The sequence below is a fragment of the Bacillus sp. 2205SS5-2 genome, from assembly GCF_037024155.1.
Lineage (GTDB): Bacteria > Bacillota > Bacilli > Bacillales > Bacillaceae_K > Bacillus_CI.
In genome coordinates this window covers 1-15,992 of record NZ_JAYKTS010000018.1, presented here as the reverse complement: position 1 = coordinate 15,992, position 15,992 = coordinate 1, and the positions used below count along the sequence as shown (strand labels likewise).

General features: G+C 39.6%; 18 protein-coding genes and 1 pseudogene. 1 reads left to right on the top strand and 18 read right to left on the bottom strand.

The features are described 5' to 3' along the window. Positions 1–136 precede the first annotated feature (136 nt). From U8D43_RS12805 to U8D43_RS12720, 18 genes are all read right to left on the bottom strand, one after another. The gene (locus tag U8D43_RS12805; RefSeq protein WP_335871573.1) at positions 137–1,180 is read right to left on the bottom strand and encodes an SEC-C metal-binding domain-containing protein; all 1,044 of its coding nucleotides are present in this window, start codon (positions 1,178–1,180) and stop codon (positions 137–139) included. A 417-nt stretch (positions 1,181–1,597) separates the two neighbouring features. Beyond that, positions 1,598–2,155 (bottom strand): ribosome hibernation-promoting factor, HPF/YfiA family, encoded by a 558-nt coding sequence (hpf, locus tag U8D43_RS12800; RefSeq protein ID WP_335871572.1) that lies wholly within the window; start codon positions 2,153–2,155, stop codon positions 1,598–1,600. Positions 2,156–2,462: 307 nt separating this feature from the next. Further along, entirely contained in the window at positions 2,463–2,846 is a 384-nt protein-coding gene (locus U8D43_RS12795; RefSeq protein WP_335871571.1) for a DUF8042 domain-containing protein, read from the bottom strand. Positions 2,847–2,855: 9 nt separating this feature from the next. Beyond that, positions 2,856–3,197 carry a flagellar protein FliT gene (fliT, locus tag U8D43_RS12790; RefSeq protein ID WP_335871570.1) on the bottom strand — a complete coding sequence of 114 codons (342 nt, stop codon included), beginning with the start codon at positions 3,195–3,197 and terminating at the stop codon, positions 2,856–2,858. After that, positions 3,197–3,595 (bottom strand): flagellar export chaperone FliS, encoded by a 399-nt coding sequence (gene fliS, locus U8D43_RS12785; protein ID WP_335871569.1) that lies wholly within the window; start codon positions 3,593–3,595, stop codon positions 3,197–3,199. Before fliS ends, fliT begins: the two co-directional genes overlap by 1 nt. Before the next feature lie 191 nt (positions 3,596–3,786). Next, positions 3,787–5,259 (bottom strand): flagellar hook-associated protein 2, encoded by a 1,473-nt coding sequence (locus tag U8D43_RS12780; protein ID WP_335871568.1) that lies wholly within the window; start codon positions 5,257–5,259, stop codon positions 3,787–3,789. A gap of 12 nt (positions 5,260–5,271) precedes the next feature. Beyond that, the gene (gene flaG / locus U8D43_RS12775) at positions 5,272–5,634 is read right to left on the bottom strand and encodes a flagellar protein FlaG (protein WP_335871567.1); all 363 of its coding nucleotides are present in this window, start codon (positions 5,632–5,634) and stop codon (positions 5,272–5,274) included. Between the two features lie 271 nt (positions 5,635–5,905). After that, entirely contained in the window at positions 5,906–7,012 is a 1,107-nt protein-coding gene (locus U8D43_RS12770) for a flagellin N-terminal helical domain-containing protein (protein ID WP_335871566.1), read from the bottom strand. Positions 7,013–7,316: 304 nt separating this feature from the next. Further along, positions 7,317–7,544: a carbon storage regulator CsrA gene (gene csrA, locus U8D43_RS12765; RefSeq protein WP_335871565.1), complete on the bottom strand. Its 228-nt coding sequence runs from the start codon at positions 7,542–7,544 to the stop codon at positions 7,317–7,319. 4 nt (positions 7,545–7,548) lie between these two features. Continuing rightward, complete coding sequence (gene fliW, locus U8D43_RS12760) at positions 7,549–7,992, bottom strand: flagellar assembly protein FliW (protein WP_335871564.1); 444 nt, start codon at positions 7,990–7,992, stop codon at positions 7,549–7,551. Between the two features lie 18 nt (positions 7,993–8,010). Then, positions 8,011–8,604, bottom strand: coding sequence for a DUF6470 family protein (locus tag U8D43_RS12755; RefSeq protein WP_335871563.1), 594 nt, complete (start codon positions 8,602–8,604; stop codon positions 8,011–8,013). Positions 8,605–9,234: 630 nt separating this feature from the next. Then, positions 9,235–10,125 carry a flagellar hook-associated protein FlgL gene (gene flgL / locus U8D43_RS12750; RefSeq protein WP_335871562.1) on the bottom strand — a complete coding sequence of 297 codons (891 nt, stop codon included), beginning with the start codon at positions 10,123–10,125 and terminating at the stop codon, positions 9,235–9,237. 14 nt (positions 10,126–10,139) lie between these two features. Continuing rightward, positions 10,140–11,690, bottom strand: coding sequence for a flagellar hook-associated protein FlgK (gene flgK, locus U8D43_RS12745; protein WP_335871561.1), 1,551 nt, complete (start codon positions 11,688–11,690; stop codon positions 10,140–10,142). A 20-nt stretch (positions 11,691–11,710) separates the two neighbouring features. Next, positions 11,711–12,208 (bottom strand): flagellar protein FlgN, encoded by a 498-nt coding sequence (locus U8D43_RS12740; protein WP_335871560.1) that lies wholly within the window; start codon positions 12,206–12,208, stop codon positions 11,711–11,713. A 90-nt stretch (positions 12,209–12,298) separates the two neighbouring features. Continuing rightward, entirely contained in the window at positions 12,299–12,562 is a 264-nt protein-coding gene (flgM, locus tag U8D43_RS12735; protein ID WP_335871559.1) for a flagellar biosynthesis anti-sigma factor FlgM, read from the bottom strand. A 70-nt stretch (positions 12,563–12,632) separates the two neighbouring features. Then, positions 12,633–13,049 (bottom strand): TIGR03826 family flagellar region protein, encoded by a 417-nt coding sequence (locus tag U8D43_RS12730; protein WP_335871558.1) that lies wholly within the window; start codon positions 13,047–13,049, stop codon positions 12,633–12,635. Positions 13,050–13,128: 79 nt separating this feature from the next. Then, the gene (locus U8D43_RS12725; protein WP_335871557.1) at positions 13,129–13,812 is read right to left on the bottom strand and encodes a ComF family protein; all 684 of its coding nucleotides are present in this window, start codon (positions 13,810–13,812) and stop codon (positions 13,129–13,131) included. Continuing rightward, on the bottom strand, positions 13,809–15,290 hold the full coding sequence (locus tag U8D43_RS12720; protein ID WP_442893607.1) for an ATP-dependent helicase ComFA: 1,482 nt from the start codon (positions 15,288–15,290) through the stop codon (positions 13,809–13,811). The genes U8D43_RS12725 and U8D43_RS12720 overlap by 4 nt, the downstream gene beginning before the upstream one ends. 214 nt (positions 15,291–15,504) lie before the next feature. Between U8D43_RS12720 and U8D43_RS21020 the strand changes: the two are divergent. After that, positions 15,505–15,895: pseudogene (locus U8D43_RS21020) on the top strand (DUF4277 domain-containing protein); the annotation flags it as partial. Positions 15,896–15,992: the final 97 nt, after the last annotated feature.

Sequence of the window (15,992 nt, the reverse complement as noted above, 5' to 3'; positions counted from 1 at the left end):
CGATTGAGTCTACAGAATTTCGTTTTTTTGTCTAAAGGAAAAGAAATTAAATTACTACATTGCATACGAAAAAAGCCTTTAAAAAAGGCATACCCCTTAGGAGCATGCCTTTTCATGAATCATGAAGCTGATTCGTTTATGAAGGTTGAATCGCCAATCCTTCTTTTTGGGAAAGTACATCATCCATAACTTCCACCATTTCTTTGCTTTTTTTCGAAATGGATTGTGGGGATACGTCAAAACTTGATGCAATTTCTTTTTGCAGAAGATTCACGTGTTTCGGTAAATAATGTTTCACCGCTTCCACCATTGCTGCTGCGTATACGTTCGGATTACGCATGGATGGTTGTGCTCGTTCTAAATATTGTTGAAGAAGGTCACTGACAAATTCTACTTGTTCTGCTTCTTCGCTGTTCGCTTCAAGATAAGTTTGCAAGGAAGAAAGGGCCGTTTCATAGGAAACCTTATTAAATTTTGATTTCCCCTTAATCTTTGGCTTCGCACCGACCGTTTTACTTACTTCATACGCTTCGAAAGAATGAGCGACGAATTCGAAAAAGTGATTCTCTACCTTATCTTTTACATTTTTTTTAGCATAAGCGGTCAGTTCTTCCCCTAATCCAGGGAAAATAAAATATTGCCCAAATAATGACTGAGTTTCTCCGTATGAAAGAACCACCCCTATTAAAAAGCTATTCTTCGTAATATCTGAATCACTTTCTTTTACGGTAACAAATTCACCTGTCAGTGAGTTCTCTACCGTCACAAATCCATCACTGATACTAGTCACTGTTCCTGCAACAAAGGGCGCCTGCTTCCAAGCTGCCACACTCTCCTGTGATTGTGGACGTAGAATATTGTCCACATATTTATCGATAAACGCGTTAGCCAACGTTTGATTTTCTGTATTTTTATAAAGAAATAGAGACCAAATGGTAAAAGCCATTTCATAGATTTCTTCATCTTTTGCAAACCACTTGTGATTAGCAAAATAAGTTTGATAGCTCTCAGCCATATCTTCATTAATTTTCGTGTAAACACTCTCTATCAATTGCATTTGCACCGTATCAAGCTCTGTATGAATAAGATCCTGAACGGAGATACTCCCTGTTTTCCCACAACATTTTTTGTATTTTTTTCCACTGCCACAAGGACATGGTTCATTTCTACCTATTTCCATCTTTTGCTTCATCCTTTAATTCTGTCTTTTATCTAGGCTGTTTTCTTAAAATTTCTAGCTTTTCGTATCAGTTTATTATCTAAGAAAATCATAACCTCTCTATCATAAAACAAATAGAGGAAAAGAAAAAGGAAGTTGAGGTCGATACAACATTTCTTGATTGGAAATGGATTATCGTTTCATTCGTTCTGGGGATAACTTTCTTATTTTCCCTTGCTAAATGTTTTATTCTGGATAACTTATCAATTTGCATTGTTATACACGGGTATTTGTGGATTACTTCTGAATTTTCTGGATAACTAAGTATTCCGCTATTTTTAAAAATGAAAAAAACTGAAAAAATGTGGATAAATTCATTTTCAACATAAAAAAGAAGCAGACTCTTGTAAATGAGTCTGCTTCTTTTAGCTACATCATTTAATTTGTTTCAATTAAACCGTATTTGCCGTCACGGCGTTTGTAGACAATGTTCGTTGCGTTAGATTCAGCATCTGTGTAAATATAGAAGCTGTGACCAAGCATATTCATTTGTAGAATCGCCTCTTCACTATCCATCGGCTTTAAGTTAAACTGCTTTGTACGAACAACTTCCATTTCTTCGTCTTCTTCGTCAGCAGCAGCAGCTTTTGCGCCTTCCATAATAGCAAAAAATTCTTTTGGACTACCATTCTCACGCATTTTACGGTTAATTTTTGTTTTATGCTTACGGATTTGTCGCTCTAATTTATCAATGATTAGGTCAATTCCTGCGTACATGTCTTCATGATTTTCTTCTGCACGAAGGACGATGTTTGGCATTGGAATCGTGACCTCTACTTTAGTAGTTTTGTCTGGATAAACTTTTAAGTTCACGTGTACATTGGCATCAGGAGTTTCATTAAAATAACGCTCCAGCTTTCCAACCTTTTTTTCTAAGTGCTCCCTAATTGCTGGAGTTACCTCAATGTTCTCGCCACGTATGTTATAAGTTAACATGTAAACTCCTCCTTAAAATAAAGCTTATTTATATAATTCTAGTTTACCCTCGAAAATCCTTCTTAATCTTATTAAAAATTGTGTCTATTTATTGTAGAAATTGTAGATGCGTGTTGTAGTTTGTTGAGAAGGTAGAAGGAAAACACACTTTACTCTTTTACAGTTCTTCATAATGATGGAAATTCCTTTTTCGAAAAAATCCCAATAATAACTTTTGATCACATTTAAGACTAGAAAGGAGATTGGCTCGAGCTGAGCACCAAAACGTCTTTTTTCCTCACAAAAAAAAGAGCCATCATCATCGCTCCTAATGTTTAACATAATGGATTAGATGCTCTTCAACAGAAAGCTTCCAAGTAAAAAAAGCCGGAAAAAGGCTACTTTCTATAATTTTCTGCTTATTTCCACCCGCTAGGACCTGTCTTACAAAGTCTTCAACCTCACTAAAACTTTCGATCTCGCTAACAATTTCTTCATCGTTTTGAAAATAATGAACTAGTAATTGATTACTTTTGCTGATCTGAGTCAAAGCTGAAAAAAGGTCCAGCAGCATCAAATTCGCTTCCTTCTCTCTTTGGTTCTCGTAGGCTGAAAGAATATACTGAAAACCTTCTTCCATCGTATCCAGCAGGTCGATATATTGCCGACACACCACTAATTGCTCTTCTGTTAAACTAACGGTCTCTGTCATACTCCTCACCTATTTCTTTTTATCATAAAACATCCCATCATATTGAAGTGATTCATATGGATTCACGTACTTTTGCACGGATGTCTTCTTCTTATTTAATCCATTACGATCGCGGTCGATGGCTGTTTTGACAGACTGCATCTCACTCTCAATCACTTTATTCATTAGAACGATTTGTTGACCGAGCTTTTTTTCATCTCCTGTAAAAGGAGGCTGAATGGCTGTCAGTATAGATTCTCGTTCATCCAATAGCGAGGTGAGGTGATCAATTTTGCTTTCACGCTCACCTTCAGACTTGACTAGATCATATAGCTTTTTCGTGAGCTGATAGCACTCCTTGATCGCACTCATTACGCTTGCCCACCCGTATGTTGCTGCTTTCGGTTTATCTGAATCACTTGCTTCCAAGTATCGCGAAACTCGGTCACTAGCCCCTCAACCTCTTCCAGAATCGCCACATCATTTTTAATATTAGCAGTAATTAATTGACGGTTCATATAGTCATACATACTCATAATATCCTTAGACATTTCGATATCCATATTTAAGGTCACCATTAATTCACGGATGATATTCTGGGTTTTTTGGATATTCGTATTTTTCAATTCGACATTTTCATCTGTCATCGCTTTTTTGGCAATATGAAGAAACTTAAGACAACCATTATAGAGCATTAACGTCAGTTCGCCAGGAGAAGCCGTGCTGACTGAATTATTTTGATACGTTTGGTATGGATTTTTGATGGCCATGGTGACACTCCTTTTCATTTCTTTAGACTGCTTTCGCAAAGATTGTTGCTTTTCGGAACAGAAAAGATTCCTTGATAGTAATACACTACAGGTCATCTTTTCGTATCAATGGGTCGTTGAGTTTAGAAACAAGGACGATTTACATCCAAAATTTCATCCTATAGCAACAATCAATACCAATAGAGCTTTTCTTAATAACTAAATTGCTGCATTAAATACGTTGCTTGTGAATTGGCTTTTTGAATCGCTTTTTCCATTGCGGTAAATTGTCGCCAATAACGATCTTCTATCTGAATCAATTTATCTTCAAAACGATCAATCGAATCTTCAATACTGTCTAAATTCCGCCCGAGTGTATACGTGCTTGTTGTACTAGTGGCTTTTCCGGCACGGACTTCGATGCCCCTCATTGTGTCTTTAATACTATCACGTAGACGTCTTGCTACACCTTGTTCCTCTGAGGTTGCTCCGTCTTTAGCAAATAAATCATAAATAGCATTAGGATCCTCCGAAATCGCTTCTCGCAACTTCGCTTCATCAATAATTAGCTTCCCGCGATCTAGATAATTACTCGACGGTTTGATGCCAATATCAGACAGCATTGTATTGGCAATCCCACTCACTGGGGAATTTAAATCTAAACGCATGCTATTCACGCCACGGGATAAAGTCGAATCATTGCGAAGCGTTCCACTCTTCGCTTTTTCATCCCAAAGCTCGATTTCTTTTTCTTCCATGCCTTCTTTCTGTTCGGCGGTTAAGGGTTGGAAGTCACGGTATTTTTTTTCATTGATTTCATCATTCACTTTTTTGATGACCTCATTGTATTTATCCACAAATTTGACGACGGTTTCTAGGATGCTATCAACATCCGGTGAAGAGCTGAAGGTGACATCTTTCGTTGACGTGTCTTTTAAGGTGAATTCAAAGCCATTTAATTGAAATGTGTTTGAAGCCCGTTGAGTAGCCAGGCCATTATAGGTAATTTCAGCATTTTCACCCATTGTTTTAGTTGCATCTCCAGCAGATAGCTTCATTGCAGAAAAAAATGTGCCCGAATCATCCGTTAATGTAATATCACCTGCTCCGGTATTTTCAGCTGAAACGGCGATTTGTTTTGTGTAGGAATCAAAAAATACACTCACGCCAGATTTTGCATTAACATCTGAGATCACATCATTTAAAGATTTTTCCGCTGGATCAAATTCTAATGTATAGTCGATTGTTCCAGAGCCATCCTTGTTAGGTGCATTAATCGTGATTTTTTGTGTGCCCGTAAGCCCTAAATCACTGAGCTTGACGGAAGAATCCGTGATGCCTGTATCACCACCAATCACTCTTGTAGAAGTCGCCAATTTATCTATTTTAATCGTTCCCGAAAAATCACTGCTTGAACTTAGGTTTTTGATGGCAAGGCTATCTGGATCCGAAATATTAATATCTTTTTTAAGATACGTCGCCTTCCGAAAGACACCGTCAAAAATCATCGTATCAAACTCCAGGAGTGATTTATTCATATCCCGATAATCATCCCGCTGCCACTCCATGTAGCTTTTCTTTTGTTCTAATTTATCTAACGGAATTTTTTCCGCTTTCATTAAGTCGCTTATAATTTGATCGGTGTCCATCCCAGTGGCTAACCCACCAATTCTTATTCCAGCCATACTTTCACATCCTTAAATCTTCTTATCGACGATTAAGCCAACGAACTCAGTCATCGCCGCATACATATCTAATAGTTTTTTCGGTGGTACTTCACGAATGACTTCATTCGTTTCGTCGTCAATAATCGAGACAAAATACTCTTGTAGTTTTTCATGATATTCAAATTTTAACGATGTAGGTGACGCATGCAAGAAATCATTCATACTATCGACTATTGATTCAACCTGCTCTTTTGGAGGCAATTCAAGTTGTTTAGCTTCCTGTTCCTTTTTTAAATACGTGTTTGATAACTCAGCCACTTTTTTCGTTTGCTCATTGGGCTTCGTTTCTTGAAAAGTAAATGATGTAGCATTCATTCCAACTTTATCAATCATACGCTCTCCTCCGATTATCCGTTTCTATCTACTATTATTATCGGATAAATTTCTAAGTGGTTTAGTTTTTGAGGGAAATATTTTAGGGAAGGGTAGGCGTTGGATAGTTAGTTGAAGTTGAATCTACAGATAGATGGAGAAAAAAACTATTTTTTATTGATTACTTCGATAAGAAGATACGCCAATAAATATCGAACCTCCCTTGCAAATATTGTCTGTAACTAGAAAAGAAGACCCTCAGATGAGAGTCTTCTAGATTCAAGGCTACTAATTAACGAAGTAATTGAAGAACACCTTGTGGGTTTTGATTTGCTTTTGCAAGCATTGCTTGAGAAGCTTGAGAAAGAATAGATTCTTTCGTTTGGTTCATCATTTCCTTCGCCATGTCTACGTCACGGATACGAGATTCCGCTGCAGTCAGGTTTTCAGAAGATGTACCAAGGTTATTGATAGTGTGTTCTAGTCGGTTTTGATTCGCACCAAGTGAAGAACGCTCTTCTGACACCATTTTTAACGCACTATCAAGAGTAGCGATAGCATTTTCAGCTCCGGCGGCTGTCGATATGTCAATACTATCTATCCCTAAGCCATTAGCAGTCATATCATTAATTGATAGACCCATAGTTTGTGATTGGTTTGAGCCTATTTGGAATTTAACTTCAGTTCCTGTTATTTCAATATCGGTAGCAGTTACGTCACCAGCACTATAAGCATCATTTACTGTTATTGATAACTCACCAGATCCAAATGTAAGTGTACCCGCGCCACTAGCCAATTCATTTGACACTAATGTAGTTGTGCCATCTGTTATTGTGTATGCATTTGCTGATACTGTTGTACCATCCCCTACAGTCAAAGTCCATGTGCCTGCATCTAAACCACCGCTTGTTGATGCTCCAGTCACACCAGCCACAGCTAAAGCAGTTGAATTGGTAGTTGTCTGGTCTACCGCAGTACCTAGAGTACCATCAAGTAGTTTTTTTGTGTTAAATTCCGTTTGATTTGCAATTCGATCAACTTCTTCAATTAATTCTGTAACTTCGTCATTCAATGCTTGTCTATCGTCATCTGTATTTGTACCATTAGCAGCTTGAACAGATAGCTCACGTACACGCTGAATAATACTGTGCGTTTCATTTAACGCACCTTCAGCAGTTTGAATCATTGATATACCATCTTGAGAATTACGAGATGCTTGGTCCAATCCACGGATTTGTCCACGCATTTTTTCAGAGATTGCTAAACCAGCTGCGTCATCTCCTGCACGGTTGATACGAAGACCTGAAGATAGTTTTTCCATTGATTTTGCGCCAGCGTTGTTCGCACTGTCTAATTGACGATACGTATTAAGTGCTGCGATATTGTGATTAATTCTCATGTTAATATTCCTCCCTGAATGTAAAGCTCACATCCTTGTGAGCTATCATGTATTGTGGAAAGAAAGGTCGGCCGCTCCTCTCTCCCTTACACTACTATTATCGTCAAGGTTCGACTATGTTTAATAGTTTTCGATCATTTTTTTTGAGATTTTTTGATTTTCTCATATTGTACGGTTAAGAAAAAGTTATTCATCATCATTCATGAGTCAAAAAACAGCCAAGCCCCTACTTAGGGGCTTGGCTGTTCGTTATCAGAATAGACTGGGTTTCCTTCTTAAGAAGAGAAATCAAATGGAATTCAGCCTATTTATGAAAAGTATTTGGTATAAGCTTAGAAAGATCACCCACATTTTTAGTCGCTTCGCTGTTTTCAGCTTGAATACTCAAGTAAATTTCTTTCCGGTGAATTTCAACTTGCCTTGGAGCATTAATGCCAACCTTCACTTGATCACCTGCTACCGACACAATAACCAATTCAATATCATTTCCTATTTGAATGGCTTCCCCTGGCTTTCGATTGAGTATTAACATCCCCTCACTCCTTCACCGATGCTTGCTCATTAAAAAGAGCGTGCTTCGTTTGATAGGTAGTATCATTTAAAATGACTTGCTTTGCTTTATTAGTTTGTCGATTAATAATTAGTGGCGCTTGCAGATTAGCGGTGGATTTCGAAAAAGGCTCCTGGACCGTTAAAATGGTGTAAACAATCACATCTGCCTCGGACTGAATGTCTAGTTTTTCCACAATAGAATCATCGAGTTTAAAATCATAATCAGAAAAAAACTGAAACGGATTCGTGACAATAAAGGCTACGGACGAGATGTTACAGGATTGAAGGACGAAAAACACATCATTATCTGGCAATGGTAGCAGGATAAATTGAGTTTGTTCTGGAAAGCCTGGTAGTCCGTTCCCAAACATTAAAATTTGGGTTGAATCAATTACCGTTTCACCATGGTATTGCGTTTGTATCTTCATTCCTCACATTCCTTTTCCTTAAATTTCTTGCTCATAATTGATTCCTACAAATTTCAAATGCTCAAAATCAATCGATAAGCTTTGATGATTTTTCATGCTCACGGTTGTTTTCCCAGGAGTATAATCTATTATCGGCGCATTCACCTTTGTATTATTTATAGGTTGGTTGATTTTGGATGAAATATCCACTCTTCCCGGTTCAAATTGAATCTTGACTGAACCATGTGGCGGAATCCAGCCAATATTAAAATCATGCTCTGGCTCTTCTCCGTTTCGTTTTGCAATCGAAGCAATCGCCTTTCCCCCATTTTCAATCCTCATCAATTCATCGCCATCCGCTGCATCTCTTGCCATTCCATTTAGCGCTTCCTGAACACCTGCATCTGCAGCTTCTTCAGCTAGACGAAACACGCTTTTGAAATTCAGCGCTTCCCATGCCTGCGTTTGATTAATCGTTAAACGCGAGGGCGTAACGCGAATATCCAAATCAGCTTGTGGTTGTTGCTGACTTAACTCTGCTTTTGGCTGCTGAATCGATTGCTGTGGTTGTACGATATGTAATTGAGTTTGAGCTGATTGAGATTGGAGCCTTATTTGTGGTAATAACCTCATCGAGTCACCCCCTTAATCTGAAATGCGTAAGTAGCTACAAATTGACATTATTAATGGCTCTTTTTATACGAAAATGGGTTTTGGTGCTGATTTTGACACAAAAAAGCACCCTCCCTAAAATAGCTTATCCGTTTTTTTGAAATAGGACACAGAATTCTTTATTGTAGATTACTTGTTATCACCTGCACTTTCTCATAAAGGGGATTGTGAAAGGGAACAAAGTCCAAACAATACCAATTTCCACTAGATGCATCGCCATGTCATCATTCAAACAGTGGAAATGGTTGTTAACATGTGTCTCTTTCAGCACTAAGATCATCTATCTTAGCACCTACCTTATCATCGTTGACTAAGAGGATTCATGTTAAACCGATAGACCCCATTTTCATCCATTGCGGTGTCTGACAGGACATGGGGTTTCGTATACATTGTGGCTATTTCACCTGATTTTTGATTAAATCTTCCATTTCACGTTGATTTCCATCAAATATATACGAAATGATGCCCGAAACAAAGCTATATCAAAGTTTATAGGCTGGTTCGAAAAGCAACAATCTTTGCGAAAACAGCCTTATTAATAGAAACAAACTTTCCTTCCTTCTAAAAGAAGCTATCCAGATGGAATAGCTTCTAACGTAAAAAGTCTAATAATGTCGGTTGAATAATTCTCGCGCTTGCACTTAAGGCAGCCCGGTGCACACTCTCCTGCGTTTTAAGATCGGTAATGGTTCGTTCCATATCAACATCTTCATTATCGGAAAGAACACGAGTCGCGGTTATCTCTTGCTGGCTCAGGCGGTCATCAATCATCTCTAAGCGATTGTAGCGAGCACCTAATTCAGAACGTTCCGCTGATAAAGTACTCATCACATCGTCTAAATCCGAAAGTAAATAATCGAGTGAATCCGTTGCCCCTCCTTTTAATGCATCTTCAATCCCTTGCACTGTGTCGAATAGCTTTTGACTGAAAACATTGGTGGGCGTGACATTGGCCTTTAAATAAACACCTTGAGATACTTCCACTTTGTAGTCATCAATGACTGAAGTATTCAAATTATCTGCTACAATTGGTGGGTTTTTCTGCTTTATCGGCGACGTTTCCACATCGGTACCGTGGTAAATATATCGTCCAGCGATTTGTGTTTCCGCTGTGTTCACTAAATCCAATTTAATTTGCTCAATTTCCGTTGCAATCGCCTTTTGATCCTCTGGACTCAGTGACCCATTCTTCCCTTGAATCGTCAATTCCCGCACACGCTGTAGTCCGGAATTGGCTTGTTCAATCCCTGATTCAGAGTTCTCCGTCCATAAATACAGCTCAGAAAGATTCCGCTTATACTGTTCAATTGACGTTAAATTGGAGCGATAATACATCCCCTTCATCGCCACTACCGGGTCATCGGACGGCTTAGTAATCTTCTTCCCCGTTGAAAGCTGATCCTGCAGAGCGCCTAATCGATTATAGCTTTGACTTAAATTGGAGAGCGAGTTATTCGCTAGCATATTTTGTGTGACACGCATCCTTATTCACCTACCTATCTTCCGCCGGTACCCATACCGTTAATAATTTTATCGAGCATTTCATCCGTTAATGTGATGATTCTGGCACTTGCATTATACGCATGTTGAAATTTAATCATATTGGTCATTTCTTCATCCAACGACACCGAGCTGACCGATTGCCTACGCGTATCTACCGCACTTCGAAGCACCTCTGAATTGCTGGATAACCGAACCGCTTCCTGCGATTGAACGGCCATATCGCCAATCATCGATTCATAGTGAGATTTAAACGTCGTCGGATTAGCCCCATAGTTTAACGGAAGCTTGTCAATGACATTGGCTAGTGCGGTAATGTTTTCAGCATTACCCATTGTTGGATTAGCTGTTGAGGCACTCGCAATATGATCTAAGTTTTGCAGGATACCTGCTGATACTTCCATTCGGCTGGCAAAACCAGCTTTGTTAGTAGCATCCAAGTCTGTATTATTTTGATCTTTAAAGAAATCATAGGACGGTACCGTATTATCCATCATTTGAGCAGGTGAAACCCCAGCTTGATGTTGGGCATTGAAGGCTTCGGTAAACGTAAAGGCGAGATTATCGAGCTCAGCTAACATATTGGCATACGAACCTTGAATATCGCCATTTTGGTCGACATAGCCATACGACTCAATTAACCCTTTTAATTTCCCAATCGATTCAAAGCTAGCAATCGGCATCTTTTGATTGCCCACTTCAATTTCATTGACAACAGAAGTAGTAGAATCATAGTTTACCTTAATCGAATTGGCGCCATCCTTGCCTACTAGCATCGCTGAACGTAAATTGGTCTCACCGGAAGCTAAGTACACAATCGCCCGCCCTTCCGCTAAGGGACTGGCATTTCCACCATTTGCTTGGTAGCTCACCTTAACATCGACAAGCTGAGACAGGTCATCGATTAAGCGATCTCGTTCATCGTATAAATCATTGGGCATTAAGCCATGTGGTTCAACATCGGAAATTTGGTTATTCAGTTGATGAAGTTGATTTAAAAGGGCATTGACATTTTTCTCGGTTACCGAAAGTTCATTCTGAATATCCTTTTGAACACCTGATAAAGAGGATGAAATATAATTAAAGGTTTCTGCGACGGCTACGGCACGCTGTCTCACAACCGAACGAGCACCGTCATTCGTTGGATTCACCGCTAAGTCTTGTAGGGATTGCCAAAGTTGATCCATTGTTTTGGCTAAGCCTGATTCAGATGGTTCGTTCATGACTTCTTCCATCTTCTTCAGTGACTCCATTTTCGTTTCCCAATAACCGAGCTTATTATTTTCACCCCGAAATTGCACATCCAGGAATTGTTCTCGCACACGCTCAATCGATCCCGCTTCCACTCCTGTCCCGACCTGTCCTGGAATTTGTGGACGGTTCATGCTTGGGGCTGGATAAGGAGAGGTTTGCTCGAAATTCACTCGCTGACGTGTGTATCCAGGTGTATTGGCGTTTGAAATATTATGTCCCGTTGTATATAGGGCACTTTGCTGTGTATACATGCCACGTATGGCCGTTTCAAGGCCATGAAAGGTTGATACCATAGATGTTACCTCCGTCTAAATTATGCCTGTGAATCAAACATCGAGCGCGATGGAGCTTTGGGCTTCGGTTGATTTGGGCGAGAATAGGTTGCTGTTTGGTTTTCAGGCTGCATCATAGATAAATTAAGATTCACAAATTGCAGTGATTGGTAAATCAATTTCTGATTTAATTCATTCCGTTCCTGCAGCTCGACAATTTGCCGTAATAATTGATTTTGAGCTTTTTGTAATTGTTCCGTTTCATATTCATCTGCATATTCGAGGCAATCATTAATCGTCGGAGCATCGTTCGCTGACGCACCTTTTTTATCAAGAAGAAAAGAAAGTGCTGCTTGTTGACGCTGTTTTTCCACCGTTTGAATGGCAGCCATATGCTGTTGTTCATCCTTTAACAGCTCATTCAGTTTGTCGATATTTCCTTCTGTGACGATGTCGGTCTTCTTCACAGAGAGGTCAAACATGCGTTGATGAAGCTTTGTTAGTATGGTTAGTGAAGTTAACAGCGGCGTAAGCGACATATCAATTCCTTCTTTCTGCTAGGCTTTTAATGGAATATATCCTGATGAGAAAACCAGCACTCTTTCCGAAAACAGCCTTCTGTCGATTAGTTAAAATGATTGATAATACTTGGCAATGCTTGTTGCAACGGCCTTATGATCTACTTTGTACTGTCCGCTTTCAACAAGTTCCTTCAATTGATTGACCTTCACTTCACGCTCTTTAGAAATCTTCGATGCTTCTCTCATTTCCTTTGCCGCAGAAGAAATTTCCACCTTGTCTTGAGGCGCTTTTTTTGTGTCAGCCTGATCTATTTTATTCATTTGCTTTTGATACGGATTCACACTATTGATTCGGTTTGGATTAATCTTCATGTTAATCCCTCCTTTATTTACGTTCAACCTCTATTACTAATTGTATCGGTCACTGTGGTTAATTGTTTAACTATTGCTCACGATTGATCGTGCGATACGTTTCTGTTCGACGTTCTTGTTGCTTTTTCATGCGTTCCTGCTCTTCATTAAAAATTTGCAGATCTTTTGTGATCTCTCCTGCACAATCCCCACAAAGTTTTCCTTCTTTGATCAGTTTCCCGCAGCGTTCACATGGATAGCCCAGATTTGGAAAATGCCGAACATTCAGACGTCCTTTTCTTACCCATTTATGCAGCAGGGCTTCGTCAACGCCGGTTTTTTCGATAATCATTTCTGGTAAGGCCGAACGGTTTTCGCGAACGCGGAGAAACTTAGATACTTCTTCAAATTTCTTCTCTTCTGTTCGGAAACATGCGTCGCATACTTCACGAAATTGATTTTTGACATAAATGGAACCACAGTTCGGACAATTTAGTATTTCACTCATTTTTCTTCCCCCAATAATTACTCGTTATGCTTATTATCGGAATAAAAAGGAGAAAGGTTAAGCCTGTATCGAAAGTTTTCTAGCCTCTTACTAAAGTGACGGAACAGACATGACGAGCCCCAGAATTCTTTAAAACTTTAGCCGCCTGTCTAAGTGTTGATCCTGTCGTATAAATATCATCTACAAGCACAATTTTCTTCCCGGCTATACTCAGTCCTCTTTCAACCAAAAAGGGGTTCTCTATACTCATTCGTTCTTGCTTCGTTTTTTTCGACTGTTTTTCACTCGTTTTTCTCGTCAAAAGGGAAGAATACTTTAAATCTTCAAGCATCCCTTCCACCTGATTAAACCCTCTTTCATAAAGACGCTGCGAACTAACAGGAATCGGCACAAGCTCATCGTAGGAAAAAGAAGCAATTTTTTTCTTCATAAGCGGCCGAAAGAAGCAACTAAGTTCGTAATCACCGCGATACTTATATTGAGCTAAATAGTTCTTCATGCTCTCGTTATACAAAAAAATGGACCTGTTTTGTGACAGAGTACCGGACCATTTATCATGACTCTCCCACGCTATGCAATCTGGACATCTACCAACTTTAGCAGAATCCTTTAGCAGGCGACTACAAATATCACATCCGTATTCTCCAACAAGCTCGAATGAATTCTGACACTCCTCACATAGCGGACGCTCCTTTTCTTGAAATAAAAAACTCGACCAAGTTAACGTTTCTCTAAAGGATTGATGACAATAAATACATCTCATTGAAAATAGCCCTTTTTCCTTGCCACTCGGTTCATGCTCATAATATGTAATAATGCCTTTTCCATCTCGCTACTCTTCCCGTAATGGAAAAAAGTAACCTCTCCCATTGGATATTCCGCATCCCGGCCCACTCGTCCAGCAATTTGGACCAGCGCACTTTCGGTAAAAATCGCTTGCTCTGCGCCAATTACTGCGACATTGAGATTGGAAATGGTAATCCCTCTCTCTAGAATGGTCGTTGTTATGAGCAACGGAATTTCGCCTCTACGCAGTTTTTCAACCTTTTCTTTCCTATCTTTATCGTTAGCATGTACGGAGAGAATATTCTTATGTAACGCCTGAAAGAGGGGAAGTGCTTTTTCAATCATGTTTACTGAAGGGAAAAAGATAAGCGCTTGTTCTTCTTTTTGTAACTGATTCAAGACCCACACTTCTACTTTTTGAGGGAGATTATTTTGTTTTAGTTTCTTCTCCCAATTTCCACACCAGCTGAATTTGGGCTGTGGAAGCGGGTGACCATGATACCGGGCGGGGATTTTTACATGTGGAGTTCTTTGCCATTTTTTCGTTGGCGTAGCGGTTAGATAGATAAAGGCCGCATTCTGTTTACTCGCTTTTTTCACTTCATAATGCAGACTCTCATCGTAGGAAAACGGAAAGGCATCAACTTCATCGACGATTATTACATCAAAAGCTTGATGAAACCGGAGTAATTGATGAGTGGTCGAAACCATCAAAGAGCTCGTTGACTGGTTCTCCCCGCTCCCTCCATATAATCCAACAATTTCAGCGTTCGGAAAAGCTTGTCTGAGGCGGGGCAATAATTCTAGCACAACATCCGTTCTAGGTGTAGCAAGACAAACCTTCATCCTGTTCTTTAAAGCATAATGAATACCAGGGAAAAGCACCTCTGTTTTTCCTGCACCACAAACAGCCCAAATTAGCCGTTGACTTCGTTCTTGAATCGCAGAGATCATCTGCTCTGACGCATCCCTTTGACCAGATGAAAGAGTTCCCTTCCAAGCGATTTTTGCTTGTTTATCCGGCCCAACCGGAAAGTCTCCTCTCCATGAAAGCAATGCCGTACATGTAGAAACACGTCCCATCATGATGCATTTCCGGCAATAGGTGCACATCTCCTTGCAGCGTGCACACTCAAAGCGGGCGAAGAGTGTTTTCTCCTTATTCCCGCAGCGCCTGCATTCCATGAGAGTATTTTTCTGACGGATGCCCTTCTCCCATAAAATATAGCCTGCAAGATAATGTTCATAAAGAAGTTCCACCGAGAAGGAGAGTTCATCCATCAACAACGCACGACCGGCAAGAGTGCTCTGTAAATTTTCATCAAAATGGAAAGTTTCATCTTTGGGAGGAGGTTGGGGCAGTTTTAAAGCGGTGAGTGGTTGAGGTGGTTGGCTGTTTTTTGCAAAAGGTTCAGGGATAAGAAGAAAATTTTCTATACAATAACGCAAAAGCATCACTCCTTTCTAACTTTACACAACTATTATTTCTACCTCCTTCGTTTAAATCCCTTTATTTAGGTGATTTTATCTTCATGAAGATTGAGATTCCCTTGATTTCTCGCATATATCTCACATTCCTCATGAAAAATTATCCAAATATTATTTTTATGAAGGATACCTCCACTTTTTCTAGAACCTTACAGTAATGATGAAAGTGGAGGGTCAAATTATGGTGAATCAAGTACTTACGTTAGACGTGGGACCATCACAACTATTGTCGAAATTAATGGATGAAATTCAGTTTGAAGAAAAGATTAATGAGTCGGTCGTTTGGGATCAACAGCGCTGCGGCCTGTCCCCCCGGTACCCGACTCAAGGCGTTGGTTCTAAACATCCTTGGCCAAAATTCTCCTCTCTATAAGGTCCAGGAATTTTACCAAAAACAAGATGTTGAACTTCTCTTTGGACCGGATGTAAAACCGGAACAGTTCAATGATGATTCGTTAGGAAGAGCCCTTGATTATTTATACGAAGCCGATCCGTGGAAAGTCTACACCCCGTTAGCCTTATCGACCTTAAACGACCACCCGCTAAAGCAGGTGGATTTAGACATAAATGTCACCGACTAAAGTCGCAATTCAAGACTCAAGTCTTCTCAAAGTACCTAAGCTGAAGCATACTGAATTTGACTAAACTCACTCCTCAATCTTGAATATA

Excerpts from the sequence above, each read along its gene's own strand:
- fliW (WP_335871564.1), bottom strand. The coding sequence starts at position 7,992 with ATGAAGATACAAACGCAATACCATGGTGAAACGGTAATTGATTCAACC.
- csrA (WP_335871565.1), bottom strand. The coding sequence starts at position 7,544 with ATGTTAATACTCAATCGAAAGCCAGGGGAAGCCATTCAAATAGGAAAT.
- U8D43_RS12755 (WP_335871563.1), bottom strand. The coding sequence starts at position 8,604 with ATGAGGTTATTACCACAAATAAGGCTCCAATCTCAATCAGCTCAAACT.
- flgM (WP_335871559.1), bottom strand. The coding sequence starts at position 12,562 with ATGAAGATTAATCCAAACCGAATCAATAGTGTGAATCCGTATCAAAAG.
- U8D43_RS12720 (WP_442893607.1), bottom strand. The coding sequence starts at position 15,290 with ATGCTTTTGCGTTATTGTATAGAAAATTTTCTTCTTATCCCTGAACCT.
- U8D43_RS12770 (WP_335871566.1), bottom strand. The coding sequence starts at position 7,012 with ATGAGAATTAATCACAATATCGCAGCACTTAATACGTATCGTCAATTA.
- U8D43_RS12730 (WP_335871558.1), bottom strand. The coding sequence starts at position 13,049 with ATGAGTGAAATACTAAATTGTCCGAACTGTGGTTCCATTTATGTCAAA.
- U8D43_RS12740 (WP_335871560.1), bottom strand. The coding sequence starts at position 12,208 with ATGTCGCTTACGCCGCTGTTAACTTCACTAACCATACTAACAAAGCTT.
- fliT (WP_335871570.1), bottom strand. The coding sequence starts at position 3,197 with ATGAGTGCGATCAAGGAGTGCTATCAGCTCACGAAAAAGCTATATGAT.
- flgL (WP_335871562.1), bottom strand. The coding sequence starts at position 10,125 with ATGCGTGTCACACAAAATATGCTAGCGAATAACTCGCTCTCCAATTTA.
- flgK (WP_335871561.1), bottom strand. The coding sequence starts at position 11,690 with ATGGTATCAACCTTTCATGGCCTTGAAACGGCCATACGTGGCATGTAT.
- U8D43_RS12805 (WP_335871573.1), bottom strand. The coding sequence starts at position 1,180 with ATGGAAATAGGTAGAAATGAACCATGTCCTTGTGGCAGTGGAAAAAAA.
- U8D43_RS12780 (WP_335871568.1), bottom strand. The coding sequence starts at position 5,259 with ATGGCTGGAATAAGAATTGGTGGGTTAGCCACTGGGATGGACACCGAT.
- flaG (WP_335871567.1), bottom strand. The coding sequence starts at position 5,634 with ATGATTGATAAAGTTGGAATGAATGCTACATCATTTACTTTTCAAGAA.
- fliS (WP_335871569.1), bottom strand. The coding sequence starts at position 3,595 with ATGGCCATCAAAAATCCATACCAAACGTATCAAAATAATTCAGTCAGC.
- U8D43_RS12795 (WP_335871571.1), bottom strand. The coding sequence starts at position 2,846 with ATGACAGAGACCGTTAGTTTAACAGAAGAGCAATTAGTGGTGTGTCGG.
- hpf (WP_335871572.1), bottom strand. The coding sequence starts at position 2,155 with ATGTTAACTTATAACATACGTGGCGAGAACATTGAGGTAACTCCAGCA.
- U8D43_RS12725 (WP_335871557.1), bottom strand. The coding sequence starts at position 13,812 with ATGAGATGTATTTATTGTCATCAATCCTTTAGAGAAACGTTAACTTGG.